Source organism: Pseudaminobacter soli (ex Li et al. 2025) (assembly GCF_003012705.1).
Classification (GTDB): Bacteria; Pseudomonadota; Alphaproteobacteria; order Rhizobiales; family Rhizobiaceae; genus Pseudaminobacter; species Pseudaminobacter soli.
In genome coordinates this window covers 282,013-304,838 of record NZ_PXYL01000002.1, presented here as the reverse complement: position 1 = coordinate 304,838, position 22,826 = coordinate 282,013, and the positions used below count along the sequence as shown (strand labels likewise).

Sequence of the window (22,826 nt, the reverse complement as noted above, 5' to 3'; positions counted from 1 at the left end):
TCAATGGAAAGTACGGCCGCCGTCGACAGCCATGGCCGTGCCGGTGACGTAGGACGACTCCGATCCCGACAGCCAGAAGATTGCCGCTGCGATCTCGTCCGGCGAGGCGATGCGGCCGAGCACATAGCGGTTGCGGATGGCGACAAGGGCTGCCTCGGCGTCCTCGGTGATGCTGGAATGCAGCAGCGCCGTTTCCACAGCACCTGGGCACACCGTGTTGACGCGGATGCCGAACTCGGCCGCTTCCATGGAAAGCGATTTGGAAAACATCTGCAACGCGGCCTTGGAGGCCGAATAGGCGCTGCGATGGCGCAGCGGCTGTAGCCCCGCGCCGGACGAAACGTTGACGATGGTGCCGCCGCCGGCCGCGCGAAGGTGTGGGAACGCCGCGCGGCAGACATGCATCGGGCCGTTGAGATTGACGGCCATGATGCGCGCCCAGGCCTCGTCGTTCATCTTCTCGATCGGGCTCACGAGATCGACACCGGCCGAATTGACCACGCCATCCAGGCCGCCCAGCTCGGTTGCGCAGGCTTCAATGGCCTGCGCCACCTCGATCGAAACGGCTACGTCACAAACCGCAGTGTGGATGGTTTCGGTATCGAAACGCTCAGCCAAGACAGCCAGCGCCTGCCCATCTCGATCAAGGCAGCCGACTTTCGCACCCGCTGCCAAGAAGCGTTCCACGGTCGCAAGCCCGATGCCCTGGGCCGCTCCCGTAACAACGATGCGGCGGCCGGCAAAATCCTGGCTCACAGTCCGGCCGCCTTCAGCTTCGGGCGCATATCGTCGACGATCTCGTCGCAGCGGCCGATCCAGACATTGGGGTGGCTCAGCGCATGCTCGATCAGCGCTTCCAGCGCCTTCAGCCGCGAGGGCTGGCCGATGAGCTGGGGATGCATCCCCACCATCATCATGCGGCCTTCGGCATAGAGCGTGTCGAACTCCGACCTCCACACCTCGGCGACCGCCGAGGGCGCCTGCATGGTGCGGCCAGGCAATACAATGGAATACTGGAAGAACGGCGCGTCATCGAGCACCCAGCGGAAGGGCAGCTCGACGATGTCGGTCTTCTTGCCTTCCACTGTGTGCAGATAGGGCGAGTCGTCGTCGAAGAAGTTGGAGGAATAGTCGAAGCCGTATTCCACCAGCATCGGCATGGTAACGGCGCTGATCTCGGCCGCCGGCGAGCGCCAGCCGCGCGGCTTGCGGCCGGTCACTCGCTGGATCGCCTCGATGCCCTTCTCCATCTCCTCGCGCTCCTGCTCGGGCGTGAGGCTGAGAATCCAGGCGTGGCTGTAGCTGTGATGCGCGATCTCGTGTCCGGCCTTGAGGATCTGCTCCATCAGCTCGGGGCGCTGGTCGATGACCAAACCGGGCACGAAGAAGGTGGAGGTGACGCCGTAGCGCGCTAGCAGTTCCAGCACGCGGCCGGTGCCGACCTTCCAGCCATAGGCGCCCTGCGACATCAGGATCGGCCGGGAGGCATAGGACGGGTCGCGCGCCGTCCACATCGTCTCAGCGTCGAGATCAAAGGTGAGGAACAGCGGAAAGCCCTTGCTGGTCAAGCTCATGTCGGTACTCGCATTGTCAGATGAAGCGGTGGAAACCGGTCCAGCGCTCGGCCAGCCACAGCACGAAAACCGTGGCGACGATTAGCAGCGTCGAAACCGCGGCGATGCTGGGGTCGACGCCCATTTCCACCGAGGAGAAGATGAGGATCGGCAGCGTCGTCTGCTTGGCGCTGGCGACGAAGATGGTGACCGGAACGTTCTCCATCGACGTCACGAAGGCAAACAGCGCTCCGGCGACGAGGCCGGGCTTGATCAGCGGCAGCGTCACCAGCCGGAAGGCAGTGAAGCCATTGGCCCCCAGAACGCGCGCAGCCTCCTCCACCGACATGTCGACGCCAGCGAGGCTGGCGAGCGCAGAGCGCACGATATAGGGCACGGTGATGATGACATGCGCCAGAAGCAGCGCCGCGAAGCTGCCGCGCCAGCCGATCAGGCTGTAATACTGCAACAACGCCACGCCGATCACGACCGAAGGCAGGATCAGCGGCGCCATCAGGAACGAGGTCAGCGCTTCAGTGCCCGGCAGCATGCGCTTGAACAGCGCATAGGCCGCCGCCACGCCGAGCACCAGCGAGACGACCGTCGAGCCGACCGCCAACGTCAGGCTGATGCGGATCGCGTCGAGATAGACGGGATCGCTCAATACCTTGGCGAACCATTTCAGGGTCAGCCCCTGCGGCGGGATCGTCAGGTAGGAGGTGCTGCTGAAGGCCGCGAGCACCACGACGATGACCGGCAGCTGTAGGAACAATATGACCAGCAGCGCAATCGAGGTGATGGTGAGACCGGGTTTGCTCTCGTTCATGCCATGCCCGCCCAGCGTTTGGTGATGCGGCTGGAAGCCCAGATGATGGCAATGGCGATGACCGTCAGCGAGAACGACAGCGCCGAGCCGCTCGGCCAATCCAGAAGCTGCATGTATTCGTCGTAGATCAGCGTCGCCATGACCTTGTAGGTCGGCCCACCCAGCATGCGCGGCGTGACCAGCGCGCTGATGGTGAGCACGAAGACCAGGATCGAGCCGGAGATGATGCCCGGCGCCGTCAGCGGCAGCGTCACCGAGGTGAAGACATGGCTACGGCTGGAGCCGAGCGTGGCCGCGGCCGCCTCGACATCGCGCGGCACGTTCTGCAGCGCTGCCACCAGCATCAGCACCATGAAGGGTAGGTAGATGTGGGTCATGCCGATCATCAGGCCGGTGAGGTTAAACATCAGCTTCAGCGGCGCGCCGATCAGCCCGGTCTGGATCAGAAAATTGTTGACCAGCCCGCGATTGGACAGGAGCGCGATCCAGCCGAAGGAACGCACGACGAGATTGAGCATCAGCGGGAAGATGACCAGCAGCGTCAGCGGCAGGCGCAGCCGCGCCGGCCCGCGCACGATGAGATAGGCCACCGGATAGCCAAGCAGCAGGCACGAGACTGTGACGCCGAGCCCCAGATAGAGCGTGCGCCACACCACCTCGCGATAGTAGTCGTCGGTGACGATGCGGGCGTAGTTCTCGAGCGTCCAGGAATTGGCGACGATGCCTACACCGGGCGCATATTCGTGAAAGCTGGTCGGCGCCAGCAGCAGCACCGGCACCAGAAAAACGCCGATCAGCAAAAGCGCCAGCGGCCCAAAAAGCAGAACGCCCGCTTTCCAGTTGCTCACGAGCGCGCTCCCTCGGCGGCGGCAAGCGCGAAGACATTGGCCGGCGCGACGGCGAGGTAGACAGAAGCGTCCTTCTCGAGGTTGCTCGCAGCACCACTCGAAGGCGCCTCGACGACGATTTCGGTGTTGGCGCCGATGCGCACGACGTATTGGACATGCGCGCCCGAGAAGGAGCGCAGCTGCACCGTGCCGGGAATGGAGTTGACCGGCCCTTCGGTAGGCGTCGTGCGCAGCTCGATCGCCTCCTGCCGCAGGAACAGCTCGACCTCGCCACCAGTGGCGACATCCAGCCGGTCGGCGTTCAGCGTCACCCCGCCGCCGATCTCGACCGTGCCCCCTGCCCCGTTGCGGCTCGCGACTTTGCCGGCAAGCCGGTTGGGCTTGCCGATGAAGCTCGCCACGAAGGCAGTCGCGGGGCGATGATAAATGTCCTCAGGTGCGGCGAACTGCTCGATATTACCATGGGCCATGACGCACACACGATCCGAAAGCGACAGCGCCTCGGCCTGGTCGTGCGTGACGAAAAGCGTGGTGATGCCGAGTTCTCGCTGCAGGCGCTTCAGCTCGATCTGCATCTCGTCGCGCAGCTTGGCGTCGAGGTTCGACAGCGGCTCGTCGAACAGAAGCACATCGGGGCGCGGCGCGATCGCGCGCGCCATAGCGACGCGCTGCTGCTGGCCGCCGGACATCTGGCGCGGATAGCGATCGCCGAAGGCATCCAGCCGCACCAGAGCCAGTGCGTCCTTCACGCGCTTTTCAAGCTCGCTGCCCTTCACACCCTGCCTGCGCAGGCCGAAGGCGACGTTCTCGAACACGGTGAGATGCGGGAACAGCGCATAGGACTGGAACACAAGACCGATCCGCCGCTTATTCGGCGGCAGAACGGTGATTTCGCGCTCGCCGATGGTGATCTTGCCGCCCGTCGGCGCAATCAGCCCGGCGACCATGCGCAGCACCGTCGTCTTGCCGCAGCCGGAGGGGCCTAGCAGCGACACGAACTCGCCATTGGCGATCTCCAGCGAGAGGTCGCGCACGATGACGGCCTCGCCATAGTGCTTCGAGAGATGGTCGAGTTTCAGGCTGCTCACGATCTACCTCGGGAATCCGCGGCGAGCGCTTCTATTGCCCGCCGCCGGTCAAAGCTTGTCAGCGCGCGACTTCGCGCTGCCACTGGCGCGTCCACTCGGGCAGCTTCTGCGACATGGTGTTGGGGTCCAGGAACAGGAGCTTTTTGACGACCTCGTCGGTCGGGACGATCTTCGAAACTTCGTCCGAGAGCTTCACGTCCTTGTTGACCGAACCGATGAAGGCGGCCTCCGAGAAGCACTTCTGGCTCTCGGCCGACAGCACCTGATCGATGAACTTCAGCGCGAGATCGCTCCTCTGCGTGCCCTTGGGCATGACCACGCTGGGCTTGATGGCGACGGCGCCTTCCTGCGGATAGGCAACCGCCACCGGCAGGCCCTTCTGCGCGGCGACGCCGGCACGGTCCGGATACCAGACGGCGATGTCCACCTCGCCGCGTTCGAACAGCGACACAACCTGGTCGGCCTGCGTGTAGAGCACTACCGAATTCTCGGCCAGCGGCTTGATGGCCTTCAGGCCGGGCGTGATGTCGTCGAGCGAGCCGCCTTCCATCTTGTTGACCGCCATCAGGAACTGCCAACCGGTGGTGCCGGAAATGTCGCCGATGGTGACCCGGCCGGCATATTTCGGATCGAACAGGTCCTTCCACGAGGTCGGCGGCGTGGTCACCGTCTGCGGGTTGTAGACGATGGTGGTCGCGCTCAGCATTGCCACGACATAGGCATCGTCCGCGCCCCAGGCGTCGGGCACGATCTCGTCGGCATGGGTCAGCTTGGAGCGGTCGAGCTTCTCGGTCAGGCCCTCGTTCTTGAGCTGGGCGGCAAAGGCGTCGTCCATGAAGATGACGTCCATGTCGGACTCACCAGCCGTGGCGCGCACGGCGGCGGCGTGCTGCGAGGAGTTTGCCAGCTTCAGCGTGACCGTCGCGCCGGTCGCCTTCTCGAAGGGCTCGACATAGCAGGCCTTGGCATTTTCGGCGAAGGAGCCGCCGAAGGCGCCGACGACCAGTTCCTCGGCGCTTGCCGCGGCCGGCAACAGCATCGCGCCGGCAAGCGCTGTGGCTTTGGCAATGCGGGTGGTGATCTTCATCTTCGCTCCCATCGGTGTGAGGTGCCGGCATCGCGACTCTTGTCGTCCATCGGCTAGCGCGGCCTTCGTGCCTTGCGCTGGGCAAGCGGCGTAACATGGAAGAAAATATCTTTCAAGAAAGAAAGATGAAAGATAGATTGCGCAAAACACCCTCGCGGAGTAGCCATGTTGCATAGCTCCCAACTCGGACTAGGGTGATCCCGATGCCGAAGAAGCCTGCCGGAGAAGCAATGAAAGCTGAAAATGCCGAAATCTGGGCCAACGATCGGGTTGCGCGCGGCATGGCGCAATGGCGCCAGGAGCGGCCCGACATCGACTGCTCGGGCAAGGCGGTGGTCGGGCGCATTCTTCATCTGCACGATGTCATCCTGCGCGCCGTCGACCGGACGCTTGCGCGTCACGGGCTGAAATATCCGGTCTATGCGGTGCTTGCCACCCTGCGCGTGGTGGGAAGCCCCTACCGCATGTCGCCCGGCGAACTCTTGGAGACACTGCTTCTGTCCTCCGGCGGTTTGTCGAATCTGCTACGGCGCATGGAAGAGGACGGGCTCATCCGCCGCATGGCCGACGAGCGCGACGGCCGTGGGGTGATCGTCGAGTTGACGGAAGAAGGCTTGCGGATTGCCGACGCGGCCATGGGGGACCATGCCGAGACGGAACGGAAGCTGGTGTCAGTGCTGTCTGCAGAAAATCAGGAACAGACCGCCGCGACACTGGCGATGCTGATTGCGGCATCGGAACGCTGATCCGCCTACGAAGGGGCGGCCGCAAAATATCTGGCTGCTGTAGGCAAGGTGCCGCGCTTCGCACCACGGCCCAATTTGCAGGATGACAAACGCTTCTCGTGCCCAAGATATCTTCTTGAGGGCAGTCTGCCGCCGCAGGCGGCGCAATGGAGCGTTCCATGACGAAACACAAGGTCGGCTACCTTATCGGCAGCCTCGCAACGGCATCAATCAATCGCAAATTGGCAAAAGCTCTGGTGCGTCTTGCTCCGCCAGAGTTGGAAATGGACGAGATTTCCTTCCGGGAACTGCCGCTTTACAGCTATGACTACGACGCGGATTTCCCGCCGGTCGCCAAGGCATTCAAGGCGGCAATCGCCGCTGTCGATGCGGTGCTGTTCGTAACGCCGGAATACAACAGGTCGATCCCCGGCGCCCTGAAGAACGCCATAGACTGGGCCAGCCGCCCCTATGGCAGCAATTCGTTCACGCGCAAGCCTTCGGCTGTCATCGGCACCTCGCCGGGCGCAATCGGAACAGCGATTGCGCAGCAGAGCCTGCGCAGCGTGCTCGGCTTCTGCAACTCGCCGCAGATGAACGCACCAGAGGCCTATATCCAGTTCCGGCCCGGCCTCATCACGGACGACGGCGAGGTGACCGACCCCACCGTGGAAGAATTCCTGCGCAACTACATGACCGAGTTCGAGGCCTTCATCACACGCGTCTATATGGCCTTGCCGAAAGGGACGTGACGGCCGCTGGCGTTAGCGGCCGACTATCGTTCGCCGTCAGCGGAGGAGTTCTCTGCAAGTTCAGCGCTTTGCCGGACTACCAGCGGTGCGGCCAATTTCGTCACCATCGGCGGCAGTTGCGGGTTGCCCTGGCGCCGATCGAGCAGCTCCATCGCCTTGGCCGCCAAGAGGTCCGGGTTCTGCCTGAAGGTGGTGAGGTTGTAGGCATCCCACGCCGCCTCCGGTACGTCATCGAAGCCGATGACCGAGAGATCCTGAGGCAGCGACAGGCCGAGTTCGTGGCGCGCATCGTCCATCAGTCCGAAGGCGATCAGGTCGTTGACGCAGAAGATCGCCTCAGGGCGATCCGACCGCTTCAGCAAACGCTGCGCCACCTCCCGGCCGCCGGCATAATCCGAATCCCCGCCCCGCTCGAAGATGACCTCGGCGCCAAGGCGCACAGCTTCAGCGCGGAAAGCATCTTCGCGCTCGACGATGCTTGGCGTGCCCGACGCGGAGCCGGCCAATCCAAGCCTTCTGAAGCCGCTGGCAACGAAGCGGGCAGCCGCGTCGCGCGCAGCGCCCGCATTGTCGGTGCGAATATGGTCGCACTCCGGTTCCGAGCGCCCAATGACGATCAGCGGCTGGCCGTTGCAGCGCGCGAGGTCGACGAAGGACGACGGCGGCGAGCCCGATAGGATGATGGTAGCTTCGGCGCGGTGACCGAACAAAGCTGTGCGGGCAGCGGCCAGTTCCGGCTCCGTCTGGCCGGTATCGATGATGATCGGCACGCTGCCTCGCCGGATCAGCGCACGCGAAAGAGAGGCCATCAGCTGGGCTCGGAAACCGACTTCCGGCTTGGTAACCACTAGGCCGACGAGGCGACTGGCATTGGCAAGCAGCCCGCGCGCGAGGTCGTTGACCTGATAGCCCAGCTCTTCGGCGGCCCGCATTACCTTCTCGCGGGTTTCAGGCGACACGCTGGCGCCAGGCGTGAAGGTGCGCGACACGGCCGAGCGCGATACGCCCGCCCGCTGCGCAACCTGCAAGGCGCTGACGAAGCCGGGTTTTTGGCGCTCGGTGAGTTCCTCGGGTTTGGTTTTCTTCATCATCACCGTCCGACCCTGGAAAGCACGTCGGCCTTCAGGAATCGCTCCACGACCAGCATGAAACCGACCGAGGGGATGAGAAGCAACAGCGCGGTAATGGATGCGACCTGGTAATTGCCGCCCGCACCCGCATTGTAGAGCAGCAGCGGCAGCATGTTCACGTCCGGCGCACCGACGAAATAGCTGCCAGTGAATTCGTCCAGCGACTCCAGAAAGACGAAGATGGCGCTGGCCATCAGGCCCGGCATGGCAAGCGGCAGCGTCACGTCGCGAAAAGTTTGCAGCGGCCCAGCGCCGATGGAGCGCGCGGCCTGCTCGAGCTCGACATCGATGGCAGCAAAGGCCGCCGTGGCGATCCAGACAGCGAAGACGAGACCGTGGGTGACATGGACAAGCACGACGCCGGCAATGGTGCCGTTGAGGCCGATCTCATAGAACAGCCGAGCGACGTTGACGTAGACTGGCAGGTTCGGGAACGCCTGCGGGATCATGAAGACGAGTAGGATCAGCCCGCGCAGCGGCAGCTTCAGCCGCGCCAGCGCATAGCCGGCAGGGATTGCCAGCGCGAGCGAAACCGCGACCGCGAGGATGGCGACAATGACGCTGTTGGTCAGCGATTCCATCGCATTGCCGCGTGGCGAGAACACGCGCGCCCAGAAGCTGAAGCCGTATTCCAGCGGCAGCGTATGCGGGAAATACCAGCGCTCGGTTACAGCCCACAAAAGAAGGTTGGCGAGAGGTCCGAAGATTGCAAAGGCCAGCAGCCCGAGCAGGATGCCGCGCGGGAGCCACCAGAGGTCGAAACGCAGCCGCGAAGGCGCGGAATGGGTCAACGCGGTCATGCCCGCTCCTTCATGGTCTGGCGCAGATAAATCCAGGCGACGCAGGCCGTCACGCCGAGCGAGATCAGGCCGAGCGCATTGGCGACGCCATAATCGCCATAGGCGTTGATGCGGAAGGCGATATCGGCGGTGATCATGGTCGGCGACTGCGCATTGATCATCAGCGGCACGGACAGCACGGACATCATCGTCACGAACGACAGAATGAGCCCGACGACCAGAGTGGTAGCGACCTGCGGTAGCACGATCTCCAGCAGGATGCGCAGGCGCGAGGCGCCGAGGTTGCGCGCGGCCTCGATGGTGCCACGGTCAAGCGAGGCCATGGCGCCAGCAAGCAGCAGCGTGACGAAGGGCGTCTGCTTCCAGACGAAGGCGATAACGATGCCGCGCCAGTCCAGCATGCCGCTCGCCTGCATCGGCGTAATGAGTCCGGCGCCGATCAGCATATTGTTCATCAGGCCGTTCTTGGCGAGAAAGGTGCGCAGCACCTGGCCGACCACGATGAAGGGAATGAACATCGGCCAGCGGTAAAGCCAGCGCAGGATGGCGACCGCGCGCGGATTTTCGCCGAGCGTCAGATAGCCGGCTATGGCCGTCGACAGCGCACCGATGATGAAGGTCGAGAAAGAGACGATCACCACCGTGAAGATGATGTCCTGCGTGTAAAGCGCAAATGCCTTCTCGAAATTGGCAAGCCCGTAGCGCCCATCGGCCACGAACGCGCCGACGACCGAAGCAGCCAGCGGCACGAGAAACAGCAGCACGATGACCGCAAGGGCGGGCAGGACAAGGATCAGACCGAGCAGGCGCTTCGACATCGACGGGTACCTGATAGTGGATGGACCCGGCCCCTCGCACGAGGAGCCGGGCCGGGAGATGTAAAGCCTAAGCCTTAGTTGGCGGCCTGGCGTTCGTAGGCTTCCAGGATCGCGTTGTTGTAGGGCGCGATCGGGAAGGTCTTGCCTTTGGCCGCCAGGTCTTCCGGCTCGATGTCGGTGAAGAGCTTGTTCCAGGACGCTTCGTCGAGTTCGGGCTGGACGTACTTGGCGTCGATGCCCGGATACCAGTTGAAGCGCTTGACGATGCCTTCGCCCTGCACCTTCGGGCTGGTGGCGAGCGCCACGAACTTCTCGGCAAGATCCTTGTTGGCGGCCTTGGCCGGGATCACATAGTGCATCGGCTGGCCGGGCATGCCGGGGGCCGGGAGCACGAGCTTGATTTCCGGCGGCATGCGGCCATCAGCCTGCCAGGAATAGAACATGTCCACCCACACCGGGCCGATGGCGATTTCGCCGCGGCTCAAAAGGTCGAGCGTGCCGGCATTGCCGGGGGTGAGCGTCGCGTTCTGAGTGAACTCCTTCAGGCTGGCGAAGGCGCCGTCCCACTTCTTGATCTCGGCCTCTTCGAAGGGGCCGTTCATCAGCTTGGCGGCGTCGCTGCCGCCGAAAGCGTAGATCCAGCCCATGACGAAGCTGACGCCAGAGGCGCCACCCTTGATGCCGTTGTAGCCGAACTGCTTCGGATGCTCCTTGGCCCAGGCTACCAGTTCCTCGTAGCTCTTCGGCGGATTGGCGACGAGAGCCGGATTGTAGGCGAGCGCGGTCTGGCTGTTGAACATCGGCATGACATAGCCGCTGACTTTGGTGCCAAGCGCCATGTCGGCATTGGCGCGCGTCACCAGCTTGCCGGTCTCGATGTTCGGGCGATAGGCCTCGAGATAGCCGGCCTGGACCATCGGGCCGGCGAACTTCTCATGCACCACGGCAACGTCCGTGTCCCACTTCTCGGAGCCGGCCTTGGCCTGCGCCTCGAAGCGCTCGGTGATCTTCTGGGAGCCGGCATCGCCTGGGCCCGTGCCGACGGCGCGGACGGTATTGCCCGGATATTGCTTCTCGAAAAGCGGTCCCAGATATTCGTTGATGTAGTCGACCATGTTCTGGTCGCCTGCGGTCACCACCGTCAGTTCGGCGGCGGAGGCCGGCATCACGCCAAGGGCGAGCGCCAGCGTCGTCGCTTGCAGAAGGGTCTTCATAGGTAGAAATCTCCGGTTGAAGAAGTCAGGCTTCGGATACTTCCAGGAAGCGGCTTTCCACGCCGCTCCGGGAAACGGGTTTCGGGGGCGGCGACGCCTCCCGGGAATTGAAGAGGAACAGGACCTGGTGCGGTATGCGGACCTTCACCGCCTCACCCGGTGAAAAGGCGCGTGGTGCATCGACCAGGATTTCCGCCGTGCCGACCTTGATGGCGTGCCGCCACAGACCGCCGGGATAGCTGACGGTGACTACCCGCCCTGCGAGTTCAAGAACGGCCTCGGAGGGGTTCTCCCGGCTCTTCGCAGGCAACAGTTCCACGGCCTCGGCGCGGAAACGGGCCTCGACGCTGCCGCTCGCAAGCGGGCGCCCGTCCAGCGGCACCAGGCAGCCGGCATTATCGCTGCCTTCCAGTATCCCGAAACGGGAGGCTTCGGCGTGTCCTGTCAGCACCAGCCGGTTTTCCGCGCCCATGAAGGCGGCGACGAAGGACGAGGCCGGCCGGTTGTAGACCTCCTCCGGCGTGCCCTGCTGAGCGATGCGGCCGGCATTCATGATGACGATGCGGTCGGCCATTACCATGGCCTCCTCGCGATCGTGGGTGACGTGGACTGCAGTGATGCCGAGCCGCTGCTGGAGCGAACGTATCTCGTGGCGCACCTGCAGCCGGATGCGCGCGTCGAGATTGGAGAGCGGTTCGTCCAGCAACAGGATTTGTGGATCGATGGCGAGTGCACGACCGAGCGCGACGCGCTGGCGCTGGCCACCCGACAATTCGCCCGGCTTGCGTGCGCCGAGCCCCGATAAGCCCAGCAGCGCTTCCATTTCATCGACGCGGCCCGCAATCTCGCCCCGCGGCTTACGCTGCAGCTTGAGCCCGTAGCCAATGTTCTGCGCGACCGTCATATGCGGCCACAGCGCATAGGACTGGAACACAAGCGCCATGCCGCGCTTATCCGGCGGCAGGTTCGTCACGTTCCGGCCGGCAACGCTGATGGCGCCGCCGCTCGGCTGAACGAAGCCGGCAATCGCCCTCAGAAGCGTGGTCTTGCCGCAGCCCGACGAGCCCAGAAGCGCGACGAACTCGCCCTTTCGGATGGAAAGATCCAGCCCCTTCAGAACCGGCGTCCGGCCATAGCCGGCGCTTACCCCAGCGATATCGAGAAAGGCTTCGTCGTTCATGTCCAACCTGTTGCACAGCTGTGCAAAGCAATGTGGAATTGCCCTGCGCGTTTGCTATGCTGATAGGGGTCTTTCATAACGGGCTGATGACGGAGGGCACGGAACGCTCTCAGGCACATCGAGATGGATGTCACGCCGCTTATGTGCTTAATAGCGAATAGCTAGGGCGCGGCGGGTCCACGTTCGGTTGCGTCGTCGAACGCTACGTCCAGGGGTCCCGAACAACCGGCTGAAAATGCAAGAGAAAAAATCTGCCAGGCTGAATGAGATAGCGGTCGTAGGCCACCACGATCACGGCGCGCAGGTGGAACTGACTGCAGTGCTCGTTGCAGTGCCCAACGGCAACCCTGTCGTGCTGACGATCGGCGCCGCAGCAGCCCTGCCCTCTGGGCCGCTCGAATCCAGCCATCGCTCGCTGCAATCCGGCCTGCGCGACTGGGTCGAGCAACAGACCGGCCACCCGCTCGGATATATCGAACAACTCTACACCTTCGCAGATCGCGATCGCAGCGGCGAGGACCCGGAGCGGCGGGTGATCTCGATCAGCTATCTGGGCCTCACGCGCGAGGAGCCCTCGCGCGCAACATCGTCCGGAAGCTGGCGGAACTGGTACGAGTTCTTCCCCTGGGAGGACCATCGCTACGGCGCGCCGCCGGTGATCACCGACGTCATCGAACCCGCATTGCGTCAATGGGCCAATGAAGCGGCGCGCGAGGAGAAGCGTCGGCAGCGTTGGCAGCGCGCCATCGTGTGCTTCGGCTTCGACGACCAAAACTGGAACGAAGAGCTGACCCTTCAGCGCTACGAGCTGCTCTACGAAGCCGGCCTTGTCGAGGAAGGGGCGCGCAGGAACGGGGCGGCTGGCGCGCAACTTGTTCCCGGACGGGCCATGCAAGGCGACCACCGGCGCATCCTTGCAACCGGCATCGCCAGGCTCAGGACCAAGATCAAATACCGCCCGGTCGTGTTCGAACTCATGCCGCCCGCCTTCACGCTGCTGCAGCTGCAGCGCACCGTCGAAGCGCTGGCCGGGGTCACCGTGCACAAACAGAATTTTCGTCGCCTGATCGAACAGCAGGAACTGGTCGAGGAAACCGGACAGATGTCCTCGGAAACCGGTGGCCGGCCGGCCAAACTGTTCCAGTTTCGCCACGCCGTTCTCGACGAACACCCGGTGGCCGGCACCAAATAGCAAAATCGAAGCTTGAAAGGGGCTTATGCTCATGATAAGCATATCCTTATTATACTCAATCCGAGCATAATAAGGATCAAAGCCCATGTCTGGCACCTCCCCCTCCGCCGCCTCGCTCTACAGCCGGGTCGAAAAGGTCATTCCGGCCATCGAATGGCCGGTGTTCGCGGCCGATATCGACGCGATCCTACGGCTGAAGCGCGAGCGAAACGCCGTCATTCTGGCGCACAACTACCAAACCCCGGAAATCTTCCACTGCGTGGCCGACATCGTCGGCGACAGCCTGGCGCTGGCTCGCAAGGCGATGGAGGTGGAGGCCGAGGCCATCGTGCTTGCCGGCGTGCATTTCATGGCCGAGACCGCAAAGCTGCTCAACCCCGAGAAGACGGTGCTGATCCCCGATATGGGCGCAGGCTGCTCGCTGGCGGATTCGATCACGCCCGAGGACGTCCGCCTGATGCGTCAGCGTTATCCGGGCGTGCCGGTCGTGACCTACGTCAACACCTCGGCTGCGGTGAAAGCAGAGTCAGACATCTGCTGCACCTCGGGCAACGCGAAGGCGGTGGTCGAGTCGCTCGGCGTGCCGCGCGTCATCATGCTGCCCGACGAATATCTGGCCCAGAACATTGCGGCCCAGACGGATGTCGAGATCATCGCCTGGAAGGGCCATTGCGAGGTGCATGAGCGCTTCACCCCAGCCGACATCAGGGAACTGCGCGAAGCCCATCCCGGCGTCACCGTGCTTGCCCACCCCGAGTGCCCGCCGGAAGTGGTCGCCGAAGCCGACTTCGCCGGCTCGACGGCGGCCATGTCCGACTATGTCGGCCGGGAAAAGCCGGCGCGGGTCGTGCTCATCACCGAATGCTCGATGAGCGACAATGTCTCGGTTGGCTACCCGGACATCGAGTTCATCCGCCCCTGCAACCTCTGCCCGCACATGAAGCGGATCACGCTTGGCAACATTCGCGCCGCACTCGAGGAAAATCGCCACGCCGTGACCATCGATCCGGATCTCGCGGTTCGTGCGCGCCTCGCCGTCGAGAGGATGCTTGCGGTATGATCATCGACGTCCGCGATCTTGAGGGGCGGCCCGTCATCATCGGCGCCGGCATTGCCGGCCTGATGACCGCGCTGGAGCTGGCGCCCGAGCCGGTCGTGCTGCTGACGGCCGGAGCGCTTGGCGGCGAGGCATCGAGTGCGCTGGCGCAAGGCGGGCTTGCGGCAAGCCTGGGTGACGATGATTCTCCCGAACTTCATTTTGCCGATACGCTGGTTGCCGGCGACGGGCTTTGCGACGAGCAGGTGGTAAGGAGCATCGTCGAGGCCGCGCCCGGCGCCATCGATAAGCTGGCGCGCTTCGGCGTCGCCTTCGACCGCTCGGAGGACGGCAAGTTGCGCCTGGGACTCGAGGCCGCGCACAGCCGCCGGCGCATCGTGCATGCGGCAGGCGACGCCACTGGCCGCGAACTCGTGCGGGCACTCTCCGCAGCGGTCCGGCTCACGCCGTCGATCACGGTGCTTGAAGGCGTGGAGGCCCGGTGCCTGCTGGTCGAGGATGGTGCCATTGCGGGCGTGCTGGCAGCCGGCGCGACAGGCGACGTGGTCCTGCAAACCGGCCGCGGCGTCGTGCTGGCCACCGGGGGCGTAGGCGGCCTGTTTCGCGACAGCACAAACCCGCTCGGATGTTTCGGCCAGGGGCTGGCGCTTGCCGCACGCGCGGGGGCCGAACTGGCCGATCTGGAATTCGTCCAGTTCCATCCCACGGCGCTAGATACATCCCGTCGCCCAATGCGGCTGATCAGCGAAGCGGTGCGCGGCGAAGGAGCCCTGCTCATCGACGAAACCGGCCGACGCTTCCTGGCCGACATGCCCGGCGCGGAACTTGCTACGCGCGACGCCGTGGCGCGTGGCGTCCACCGTCACCTCGCGCGCGGTCACCGGGTTTTTCTGGACGCTCGCGCGTGCCTCGGCTCAGCCTTTGCCGAGAGGTTCCCGGCCATTGCCGCCTTCTGCCAAGAAGCTGGCATCGACCCCGCGACTGATCCGATCCCGGTTCGGCCGGCGGCGCACTATCACATGGGTGGGGTCGCGGTGGACGTCGAAGGTCGCAGCACAGTTTCAGGCCTGTGGGCCTGCGGAGAAGTCGCGTCGACCGGGCTCCACGGCGCGAACCGCCTCGCCAGCAATTCGCTGACCGAGGCTGTCGTGACCGCGGGCTGGGTGGCCGAAAGCATCAAAGCCACGACTACAAGGCCGGTCACGGCAAATGGAGTGGACGCAATACCGGCCCGCCCAGATCCCGCGCTGGCGCAAAATATCGTCTCGTCGGCAATGGGCGTGCTTCGCGACGGCGACAGCCTGCACGACGCCGCAGCCGCCCTCCTGCCGCTTGCTACCGGCATTTCCGCCAGCGCCGACCCGGCGGCCGTTGCGCTCATGATGACGGTCTCGGCACTCCGCCGCGAGGAAAGCCGGGGCGCGCATAGCCGAACCGATTTTCCCACGCACAGCGCCGTTGCCCTCCGATCCCGCCTGACGCTCGCCGAGGCCATCGAGGCAGCGGGTTCGACAACTCCTCTCACGATTGCCCGGAGCGCCTGACCCATGCCTCTCTCCCCCCTGCCCCAGATCATGCTCGAACCGCTGGTGCGCGCGGCGCTGCTGGAAGACCTCGGTCGCGCCGGCGACATCACCACCGATGCCATCGTGCCAGCGGACCATTGGGCAACCATGGTACTGGCGGCGCGCCAGCCGGGCGTCGTTGCCGGTCTGGACCTCGCCGGACTCGCGTTTCGCCTCATCGAGCCCGCCATCGAAATGAAGGTCGCGAAGCCGGACGGTAGCCGGCTGCAGGCTGGCGACATCATCGCGACGCTGAGCGGACCCGCACGCGGGCTGCTGACGGCAGAGCGGGTCGCGCTCAACTTTCTCTCCCATCTGAGCGGCATCGCCACCGTTACGGCCGGGATCGCAGACGCAGTGCGCGGGCATAACGCGCAGATCGTCTGCACCCGCAAGACCACGCCGGGCCTGCGTGCCCTGGAAAAATACGCAGTGCGGGCCGGCGGCGGGTCGAACCATCGCTTCGGGCTCGATGATGCGGTGCTGATCAAGGACAATCACATCGCCATCGCCGGCGGTGTGCGGCCGGCAATCGAGCGTGCCAAGGCCGGCGTCGGCCATATGGTGAAGATCGAGGTCGAGGTCGATACGCTCGAGCAGCTCGAAGAAGCGCTTGCCCTAGGCGTCGATGCGGTGCTGCTCGACAACATGTCGCCCGAAATGCTGGCGCAAGCTGTGCAGATCGTTGGAGGCCGCGCGATCACGGAAGCCTCCGGCCGCATCAACCCGTCGACCGCGCCTGCGATCGCGGCCAGCGGGGTCGACCTCATTTCCGTGGGTTGGCTGACCCACAGTGCCCCGATCCTCGACATTGGGCTGGACACCGTCGCCTGACCGGACGGCCTTCACGCAGGGGGAAAAATTTGATCCAGATCAACGAGTAACCGATCACCCTGGCATATCGTTTCCAGGCATGAATGGAGACACCCAATGCCTATGGATTCAATTGTCGTCGTGGCCTGCGTAGTCGGCGTTTTCGCTGCCTTTGCGGTGGTCCTTGCCTTCGGGATTTCAACATCGGGGAAATAAGAGCAGACGGGCCGGCCGCGCCCTTCAACGTGAATGCCGAACGCTGGACGCCAGCCTCGCGTGGTGGCGGCCGGCGTTGGCTATCCTTCATCACTCCGCAGAAGCTGTCAGCGGTAAGCAACAAGCGATCCACTCGGCAAAGGCTCCGAGTGAACAACCTCCCGCCATCTCCCACGTGTCATAACGGAGCCCCTGGTGGCCAGCCGCAACGCTTGACTTGACGGCTACCCAGTGTGCCCTAGCTCCAGCACCAACGCGATCTAAGGCTCGAGCAACAGCTCGTCGACAAAGCCTTTGCTACCGGACCATGCCGGCTGCGGAGCATTCTGATGACCAGCGCAATCATGAAGGCCGCCGCCTCTCCAACCTCCAAAACGGCACGGTAGACGGTAGGATGGTGCTCGCTCTCTCATAGGAGATCGAGACGCGCGCTCAGCAAGCGCGAAGCTGCGCCGACATGGCCACAAGGCCAATCGTGAACGGGAGTTTCTGTCAAAAGGAGATTGTCATGACTGACGGGAACCGGCTGGCACAAGGGCTCATCGATCCGCTTTTCGGTGCCGAACCCCTACAGGGCATCGCCGCTTCGCAGGTCTTTCCGACGAAGGAGACGATGGCAAAGGCCGTCTTCCAGATCATCCACGACGAGCTGTTCCTCGATGGCAATGCCCGCCAGAACCTAGCGACCTTCTGCCAGACCTGGGATGACGAATACGTCCACAAGCTGATGGACCTGTCGATCAACAAGAACTGGATCGATAAGGAAGAGTATCCGCAATCGGCCGCGATCGACCTGCGCTGCGTCAATATGGTCGCCGACCTATGGAACGCTCCGAAGACGCAGGGAAACGCCACCGGCACCAACACCATCGGCTCCAGCGAAGCCTGCATGCTGGGCGGCATGGCCATGAAATGGCGCTGGCGCAAGAAGATGCAGGAGATGGGCAAGCCGACCGACAAGCCCAACTTCGTATGCGGCCCCGTGCAGGTGTGCTGGCACAAATTCGCCCGCTATTGGGACGTCGAGATCCGTGAGATTCCGATGGAGCATGGCCGGCTCTTCATGGGCGCGAATGAGATGGTCGAGGCCATCGACGAAAACACCATCGGAGTGGTGCCTACTTTCGGTGTGACCTACACAGGCAACTACGAGTTTCCTGAGCCGCTCCAGGACGCGCTCGACAAGCTGCAAAAATCCAAGGGGCTCGACGTCGACATACATGTCGATGCCGCCAGCGGCGGCTTCCTGGCCCCGTTCTGTGCGCCGGAGATCAAGTGGGATTTCCGCCTGCCTCGGGTGAAGTCGATCAGCGCCTCGGGCCACAAATATGGACTTGCCCCGCTCGGCTGCGGTTGGGTCGTCTGGCGCGATGCAGCTTCACTGCCCGACGATCTCGTATTCAAGGTGGACTATCTGGGCGGTCAGGTCGGCACCTTCGCCATCAATTTCTCCCGTCCGGCGGGTCAGGTCATTTCCCAATACTACGAATTCCTCCGCCTCGGTCGCGAGGGATACGCCAAGGTGCAGAAGGCGGCCTATGCGGTCGCACAATATCTGGCCAAGGAAGTCGCCAAGGCCGGGCCGTTCGAATTCATCTGTACCGGTTCGGAAAGCGGCGGCATTCCAGCCATCTGCTTCCGTATCAAGGACGGCGCCAAGCCAGGTTACACGCTCTATGATGTTTCGGACCGTTTGCGGCATGACGGCTGGCAGGTGCCGGCCTTTGCGCTGTCCGGCAAGGCGTCAGACATCACCGTGATGCGCATGATGTGCAGGCGCGGCTTCGACCGGGACATGGCCTCGCTCCTGATGCGCGACTTCAAGGCCGCACTCGAGTTCTTCGAGACCCATCCGCCGTCCGACATCAAACCATCGGAGGGAACTGGCTTCCACCATACCTGATAGCCGACAGACGGCCTTCCCAGTCCTGCCAAACGGACTCCATTCCAATTTGGATTTTCGGGTGAGGACCATGGCAACCAGCACAAGCGCCCCCGCCGGCGCAACAGCGGGCAAGACTATCGCCCAGGCAGCGAAGCTCAGCGTTCTGACGCTGGCCATTATGAATGTCACGGCAGTCGTCAGTTTGCGGGGCCTGCCGTCGGAAGCGACCTACGGGCTCACCTCGGTCTTCTACTACATCTTCGCAGCCGTCTTCTTCCTGATCCCGGTGTCGATCGTGGCCGCCGAACTGGCGACAGGCTGGCCTGAGAAGGGCGGCGTTTTCCGCTGGGTTGGCGAGGCCTTCGGGCCACGATGGGGCTTCCTCGCGATCTTCCTCGTCTGGGTGGAATCGACGATCTGGTTCCCGACGGTTCTGACCTTCGGTGCGGTTGCCATTGCGTTCGCCAGGCCCGACCAGAAATGGGACGAGGCACTGGCCGCCAACAAGCTCTACACGATCGCCATCGTGCTTATCGTCTATTGGGCAGCCACCTGGGTCACGCTGCACGGCCTGAAGTCGGCTTCGCGCATCGCCAAATGGGGCGGCATGATCGGCACGATCATCCCGGCCGCGATCCTGATCGTTCTCGGCTTCACGTACTTTCTCTCAGGCCATCACATCGAGGTGCCTTTAGCTTGGCATGACCTGGTGCCGGACTTCACCAACTTCAACAATCTGGTTCTCGCCGCTGGCATCTTCCTGTTCTACGCGGGCATGGAGATGAACGCGATCCATGTGAAGGAGATCGACAACCCTTCGCGGAACTATCCTCTCGCCATCCTGATCTCCTCGATCATCACGGTGGCGATCTTCGTGCTCGGCACGCTGGCCATCGCCTTCATAATCCCTGCCTCGCAGATAAATCTCGTGCAAAGCCTGCTGATCACCTACGATTCCTTCTTCAAGGTGTTCGGCATCGACTGGCTCTCGCCGATAATGGCCATTGCGCTCGCCTTCGGCGTTCTGGGCGGTGTCACCGTTTGGGTTGCGGGCCCCTCGACGGCGCTGTCGGTAGTTGGCCGCGCGGGCTATCTGCCGCCCTTCTTCCAGAGGGTGAACGAGCATGGCGCGCCAAGCCATATCCTCATCGTCCAGGGACTGATCGTTACCTTCCTGTCGATCATGTTCGTGGTGCTGCCATCGGTGCAAGCCGCCTATCAGATACTCAGCCAGCTGACCGTCACGCTCTACCTGATCATGTATCTCTTGATGTTCGCGGCCGCGATCCATCTGCGCTATAGCGAGCCGAACACGCCCCGCCCCTACAAGGTGCCTTTCGGCTCTGGCGGCATGTGGCTTTTCGCCGGCATCGGTCTCATCGGCTCGTTCATCGCCTTTGTGCTGAGCTTCGTGCCGCCGTCGCAGATCTCGGTCGGCAGCCCGCGCACCTACATCTGGATCCTGATCGCCGGCAACGTGATCTTCGTGGCCATTCCCCTCATCATCTACGCTGTCCGCAAGCCGCATTGGAAGACGGCCGAAGGCTCGGCCGATTTCGAACCCTTCGGCTGGGAGAAGGAAGGCCGCATGCCGGGCACGCCGCAAACGGCGCCGGCTCAGGCCGGCCATCGTCCCAACTGATGCAGGAGGCGTTGCCGGGGCAACCGGCCGACAGCGCATCCCAGGAGGCATCCATGTCGATCACGCCAGAGGCCATCACGACCGTGCTGGAAAAGGGACGCGCTGCGGGCCTTGCCGCTTCGGGCGGCAAGAATGCCGACTATATTCCATACTTGGCTTCGGTTCCGTCAGACTTGTTCGGCATCGCCGTCGTGACCGCCGACGGGCAAGTCTTCAAGACGGGCGACGCCGACTTTGCCTTCGCGATCGAGTCGATCTCAAAAGTGTTCACCCTGGCGCTGGTGATGGAGAAAATCGGGGCCGAGGCCGTGCACAAGAAGGTCGGCGCCGACCCGACCGGTCTGCCCTTCAATTCGGTCATTGCGCTCGAGTTGCATGGCGGCAGGCCGCTGTCGCCGCTGGTCAATGCCGGGGCAATTGCCACGACAAGCCTAGTGCCCGGCGACAGCGCGGATGCCTGCTGGAAGGCCATACTCGATTGCCAGAGCCGCTTCGCCGGTCGGCAGATTTCCTTGAGCGACGAGGTGAATCGTTCGGAGCAGACGACGAACTTCCATAACCGGGCCATCGCCTGGCTGCTCTACAGCGCGGGCACCTGCTACAGCGACCCCATGCAGGCCGTCGATGTCTATACGCGCCAGTGCTCGACGCTCGTCACGACAATCGAGCTAGCCACAATGGGCGCGACGCTCGCCGCAGGCGGCATAAATCCAGTAAGCAAGGAGCGCGTGATCGCGGCGAGCAACACCGGACCGATCCTCGCGGAGATGGCGATGGAGGGCCTCTACACGGCTTCCGGCGACTGGGCCTTCAACGTCGGCCTGCCAGGCAAGAGCGGCGTTGGCGGCGGGCTGCTCGCCGTAGTTCCGGGCGAGTTGGCGATCGCGGCCTTCTCGCCGCCGCTGGATCCAGCCGGCAACAGCGTGCGGGGCCTTGCTGCGGTGGCGGCCGTGGCCAAGGCACTTGATCGCAACCTCTTTCAGCCGCACCAGGCCTGAGATCAAGGTCCCGCTCAAACAAAGGGAGGCCCGCCATCGCCCACAGACGCTTGCGGAAGGCAGATCACCACGGGGCCGCAAGATACCGCGCCAACGTTGGGAATCCCCTACCCCCGAATATTCGGGCCTCCATGAATGTCTGGAGCGTCACCGCGCTCGGCATCGGCTCCATGGTTGGCGCAGGCATCTTTGCCCTGCTTGGACAGGCCACGCTCCTGGCAGGTCGGGATGTCCTGCTCAGCTTCCTGATCGGCGGCGTGATTGCGTTGCTGGCGGGCTACTCCTTTGCTCGCCTCTCGGCCCGCTATCCCGAACGCGGTGGGCTGATCGACTATCTTGCGGAAGCGTTTCCCAAAGGCCTCTTTGCCGGCACTTTGTCGCTCGTTTACCTGGTGACGCTGATCGTCACCGTCGCGGTGGTCGGCAAGAGCTTCGGTGCCTATGCGGCGCAGCTTATCTTCGGTGATGCCGCCGGCCGCGGGATTGCGAATACGCTTGCGGTCCTCATGGTGCTCGCCATCGCCTTCATCAATCTCGTCGGTTCGGGAGCCGTCGGACGCGCGGAAATATTGCTGGTGGTCATCAAGCTCGGGATACTCGTCCTGCTCATCGCCGCCAGTCTTTCGGGCTTCAATTCGGGCATTCTGGCGAAGTGGCCCAGCGTCGGCTGGGCCACGCTGACGGCAAGCGTCGGCCTGACATTCTTTGCCTATGCCGGGTTCGGCATGATGGCTAATGCCGCAGCAAGCGTCGCCGATCCGAAAAAGGTCATGCCGCGCGCTATATTCCTGGCGATCAGCCTCGTCATCCTGCTCTATCTGGCGCTGGCCCTGGTCATTCTCGGGAACCTGCCGGCCGACCGGCTCGCCCATTATGCCGACACCGCCGTTGCCGCTGCCGCAAAGCCCGTGCTCGGGCAAATCGGCTACACCATCGTTGCCATCGGCGGTCTGCTGGCCACGGCATCGGCCACCAATGCGACCATGTTCAGCATCCTGAATCTCAACGCCGACCTTGCCCAGCAAGGCAAGCTCCCGCAGTTCTTCGGACAGAGCGAGTTGCATGTGCCACGCGGCTTTCCCATTGCTGTCGCTATCGCGTTGGCGCTCATCCTCGCCTTCCCCCTGGGCGCCATTGCCAACCTCGCGGGCGTTACCTTTCTCATCGCGTACCTTGCGGTCCTTGCCGCGCATTGGCGGCTGCGCGAAACAGCCGGAGGCATGCGACTGCCGATCGTGCTGGGCGCAGTTCTGATGGCGGGCGTACTGCTGGGCTCGCTAATCCATCTCGGGCGCGAGCAACCGGCGGGGCTCTTGCTGATCTGCCTGATGCTACTCATCTGCGCAGCCAGCGAATGGCTGATCGGGCGTGAGGAGTACCGATCGCCCAAACCTCCGGCGCAGGAGTGATGGTCCGGCAATTGGCGTCAAAACATGA

At 63.6% G+C, this 22,826-nt stretch carries 21 protein-coding genes; 10 read left to right on the top strand and 11 right to left on the bottom strand.

The genetic code is table 11. The annotated features are described in order from the left end of the window. The 6 genes from C7I85_RS05025 to C7I85_RS05000 are packed head-to-tail and all read right to left on the bottom strand — an operon-like array spanning nucleotide 1 to nucleotide 5,402. Nucleotides 1-756 carry an SDR family NAD(P)-dependent oxidoreductase gene (locus C7I85_RS05025; RefSeq protein WP_106722842.1) on the bottom strand — a complete coding sequence of 252 codons (756 nt, stop codon included), beginning with the start codon at nucleotides 754-756 and terminating at the stop codon, nucleotides 1-3. Continuing rightward, entirely contained in the window at nucleotides 753-1,574 is an 822-nt protein-coding gene (locus C7I85_RS05020) for a polysaccharide deacetylase family protein (RefSeq protein WP_106722841.1), read from the bottom strand. Before C7I85_RS05020 ends, C7I85_RS05025 begins: the two co-directional genes overlap by 4 nt. A 16-nt stretch (nucleotides 1,575-1,590) precedes the next feature. After that, the gene (locus C7I85_RS05015) at nucleotides 1,591-2,379 is read right to left on the bottom strand and encodes an ABC transporter permease (protein WP_106722840.1); all 789 of its coding nucleotides are present in this window, start codon (nucleotides 2,377-2,379) and stop codon (nucleotides 1,591-1,593) included. Then, nucleotides 2,376-3,227, bottom strand: a complete 852-nt coding sequence (locus C7I85_RS05010; protein ID WP_106722839.1) for an ABC transporter permease — start codon at nucleotides 3,225-3,227, stop codon at nucleotides 2,376-2,378. Before C7I85_RS05010 ends, C7I85_RS05015 begins: the two co-directional genes overlap by 4 nt. Then, the gene (locus C7I85_RS05005) at nucleotides 3,224-4,315 is read right to left on the bottom strand and encodes an ABC transporter ATP-binding protein (protein WP_106722838.1); all 1,092 of its coding nucleotides are present in this window, start codon (nucleotides 4,313-4,315) and stop codon (nucleotides 3,224-3,226) included. The genes C7I85_RS05010 and C7I85_RS05005 overlap by 4 nt, the downstream gene beginning before the upstream one ends. A 58-nt stretch (nucleotides 4,316-4,373) precedes the next feature. Continuing rightward, entirely contained in the window at nucleotides 4,374-5,402 is a 1,029-nt protein-coding gene (locus C7I85_RS05000) for an ABC transporter substrate-binding protein (protein ID WP_106722837.1), read from the bottom strand. A gap of 230 nt (nucleotides 5,403-5,632) precedes the next feature. On the opposite strand from C7I85_RS05000, the gene C7I85_RS04995 reads away from it, so the two are divergent. Beyond that, nucleotides 5,633-6,148: a MarR family winged helix-turn-helix transcriptional regulator gene (locus C7I85_RS04995; RefSeq protein ID WP_106722836.1), complete on the top strand. Its 516-nt coding sequence runs from the start codon at nucleotides 5,633-5,635 to the stop codon at nucleotides 6,146-6,148. A 158-nt stretch (nucleotides 6,149-6,306) separates the two neighbouring features. After that, entirely contained in the window at nucleotides 6,307-6,879 is a 573-nt protein-coding gene (locus C7I85_RS04990) for an NADPH-dependent FMN reductase (RefSeq protein WP_106723084.1), read from the top strand. A 23-nt stretch (nucleotides 6,880-6,902) separates the two neighbouring features. Here the strand turns inward: C7I85_RS04990 and C7I85_RS04985 are convergent, their stop codons facing one another. The 5 genes from C7I85_RS04985 to C7I85_RS04965 form a co-directional block, all read right to left on the bottom strand. Then, entirely contained in the window at nucleotides 6,903-7,967 is a 1,065-nt protein-coding gene (locus C7I85_RS04985; RefSeq protein WP_106723083.1) for a LacI family DNA-binding transcriptional regulator, read from the bottom strand. Nucleotides 7,968-7,969: 2 nt separating this feature from the next. Continuing rightward, a complete protein-coding gene (locus tag C7I85_RS04980; RefSeq protein ID WP_106722835.1) occupies nucleotides 7,970-8,809 on the bottom strand; it encodes an ABC transporter permease in 840 nt (279 codons plus the stop codon). Beyond that, on the bottom strand, nucleotides 8,806-9,627 hold the full coding sequence (locus C7I85_RS04975) for an ABC transporter permease (protein ID WP_106722834.1): 822 nt from the start codon (nucleotides 9,625-9,627) through the stop codon (nucleotides 8,806-8,808). The genes C7I85_RS04980 and C7I85_RS04975 overlap by 4 nt, the downstream gene beginning before the upstream one ends. Nucleotides 9,628-9,701: 74 nt before the next feature. After that, nucleotides 9,702-10,841: an extracellular solute-binding protein gene (locus C7I85_RS04970; protein ID WP_106722833.1), complete on the bottom strand. Its 1,140-nt coding sequence runs from the start codon at nucleotides 10,839-10,841 to the stop codon at nucleotides 9,702-9,704. 25 nt (nucleotides 10,842-10,866) lie between these two features. Next, nucleotides 10,867-12,021 carry an ABC transporter ATP-binding protein gene (locus tag C7I85_RS04965; protein WP_106722832.1) on the bottom strand — a complete coding sequence of 385 codons (1,155 nt, stop codon included), beginning with the start codon at nucleotides 12,019-12,021 and terminating at the stop codon, nucleotides 10,867-10,869. 235 nt (nucleotides 12,022-12,256) lie between these two features. Here C7I85_RS04965 and C7I85_RS04960 point away from each other — a divergent pair, with 235 nt between their 5' ends. The 8 genes from C7I85_RS04960 to C7I85_RS04925 all read left to right on the top strand — a co-directional run bounded on the left by C7I85_RS04960 (nucleotide 12,257) and on the right by C7I85_RS04925 (nucleotide 22,798). Beyond that, complete coding sequence (locus tag C7I85_RS04960) at nucleotides 12,257-13,213, top strand: NUDIX hydrolase (RefSeq protein WP_428832822.1); 957 nt, start codon at nucleotides 12,257-12,259, stop codon at nucleotides 13,211-13,213. A gap of 85 nt (nucleotides 13,214-13,298) precedes the next feature. Continuing rightward, complete coding sequence (gene nadA, locus C7I85_RS04955) at nucleotides 13,299-14,273, top strand: quinolinate synthase NadA (protein ID WP_106722831.1); 975 nt, start codon at nucleotides 13,299-13,301, stop codon at nucleotides 14,271-14,273. After that, nucleotides 14,270-15,814 carry an L-aspartate oxidase gene (locus tag C7I85_RS04950; RefSeq protein ID WP_106722830.1) on the top strand — a complete coding sequence of 515 codons (1,545 nt, stop codon included), beginning with the start codon at nucleotides 14,270-14,272 and terminating at the stop codon, nucleotides 15,812-15,814. Before nadA ends, C7I85_RS04950 begins: the two co-directional genes overlap by 4 nt. Before the next feature lie 3 nt (nucleotides 15,815-15,817). Next, a complete protein-coding gene (gene nadC / locus C7I85_RS04945; RefSeq protein ID WP_106722829.1) occupies nucleotides 15,818-16,669 on the top strand; it encodes a carboxylating nicotinate-nucleotide diphosphorylase in 852 nt (283 codons plus the stop codon). A 703-nt stretch (nucleotides 16,670-17,372) separates the two neighbouring features. Then, nucleotides 17,373-18,767, top strand: coding sequence for a glutamate decarboxylase (locus tag C7I85_RS04940; RefSeq protein ID WP_106722828.1), 1,395 nt, complete (start codon nucleotides 17,373-17,375; stop codon nucleotides 18,765-18,767). 70 nt (nucleotides 18,768-18,837) lie between these two features. Continuing rightward, nucleotides 18,838-20,391: a putative glutamine/gamma-aminobutyrate antiporter GadC gene (gene gadC, locus C7I85_RS04935; RefSeq protein ID WP_106722827.1), complete on the top strand. Its 1,554-nt coding sequence runs from the start codon at nucleotides 18,838-18,840 to the stop codon at nucleotides 20,389-20,391. A 53-nt stretch (nucleotides 20,392-20,444) separates the two neighbouring features. Continuing rightward, nucleotides 20,445-21,389 carry a glutaminase A gene (gene glsA / locus C7I85_RS04930; protein ID WP_106722826.1) on the top strand — a complete coding sequence of 315 codons (945 nt, stop codon included), beginning with the start codon at nucleotides 20,445-20,447 and terminating at the stop codon, nucleotides 21,387-21,389. A gap of 131 nt (nucleotides 21,390-21,520) precedes the next feature. Further along, a complete protein-coding gene (locus C7I85_RS04925) occupies nucleotides 21,521-22,798 on the top strand; it encodes an APC family permease (protein WP_106722825.1) in 1,278 nt (425 codons plus the stop codon). Nucleotides 22,799-22,826: the final 28 nt, after the last annotated feature.

Coding starts and splice junctions, on each gene's coding strand:
- nadC (WP_106722829.1), top strand. CDS start 15,818: ATGCCTCTCTCCCCCCTGCCCCAGATCATGCTCGAACCGCTGGTGCGC.
- C7I85_RS04995 (WP_106722836.1), top strand. CDS start 5,633: ATGAAAGCTGAAAATGCCGAAATCTGGGCCAACGATCGGGTTGCGCGC.
- C7I85_RS04960 (WP_428832822.1), top strand. CDS start 12,257: ATGCAAGAGAAAAAATCTGCCAGGCTGAATGAGATAGCGGTCGTAGGC.
- nadA (WP_106722831.1), top strand. CDS start 13,299: ATGTCTGGCACCTCCCCCTCCGCCGCCTCGCTCTACAGCCGGGTCGAA.
- C7I85_RS04925 (WP_106722825.1), top strand. CDS start 21,521: ATGAATGTCTGGAGCGTCACCGCGCTCGGCATCGGCTCCATGGTTGGC.
- C7I85_RS04970 (WP_106722833.1), bottom strand. CDS start 10,841: ATGAAGACCCTTCTGCAAGCGACGACGCTGGCGCTCGCCCTTGGCGTG.
- glsA (WP_106722826.1), top strand. CDS start 20,445: ATGTCGATCACGCCAGAGGCCATCACGACCGTGCTGGAAAAGGGACGC.
- C7I85_RS04965 (WP_106722832.1), bottom strand. CDS start 12,021: ATGAACGACGAAGCCTTTCTCGATATCGCTGGGGTAAGCGCCGGCTAT.
- C7I85_RS04990 (WP_106723084.1), top strand. CDS start 6,307: ATGACGAAACACAAGGTCGGCTACCTTATCGGCAGCCTCGCAACGGCA.
- C7I85_RS05020 (WP_106722841.1), bottom strand. CDS start 1,574: ATGAGCTTGACCAGCAAGGGCTTTCCGCTGTTCCTCACCTTTGATCTC.
- gadC (WP_106722827.1), top strand. CDS start 18,838: ATGGCAACCAGCACAAGCGCCCCCGCCGGCGCAACAGCGGGCAAGACT.
- C7I85_RS04980 (WP_106722835.1), bottom strand. CDS start 8,809: ATGACCGCGTTGACCCATTCCGCGCCTTCGCGGCTGCGTTTCGACCTC.
- C7I85_RS05015 (WP_106722840.1), bottom strand. CDS start 2,379: ATGAACGAGAGCAAACCCGGTCTCACCATCACCTCGATTGCGCTGCTG.
- C7I85_RS04950 (WP_106722830.1), top strand. CDS start 14,270: ATGATCATCGACGTCCGCGATCTTGAGGGGCGGCCCGTCATCATCGGC.
- C7I85_RS04985 (WP_106723083.1), bottom strand. CDS start 7,967: ATGAAGAAAACCAAACCCGAGGAACTCACCGAGCGCCAAAAACCCGGC.
- C7I85_RS05000 (WP_106722837.1), bottom strand. CDS start 5,402: ATGAAGATCACCACCCGCATTGCCAAAGCCACAGCGCTTGCCGGCGCG.
- C7I85_RS04940 (WP_106722828.1), top strand. CDS start 17,373: ATGACTGACGGGAACCGGCTGGCACAAGGGCTCATCGATCCGCTTTTC.
- C7I85_RS04975 (WP_106722834.1), bottom strand. CDS start 9,627: ATGTCGAAGCGCCTGCTCGGTCTGATCCTTGTCCTGCCCGCCCTTGCG.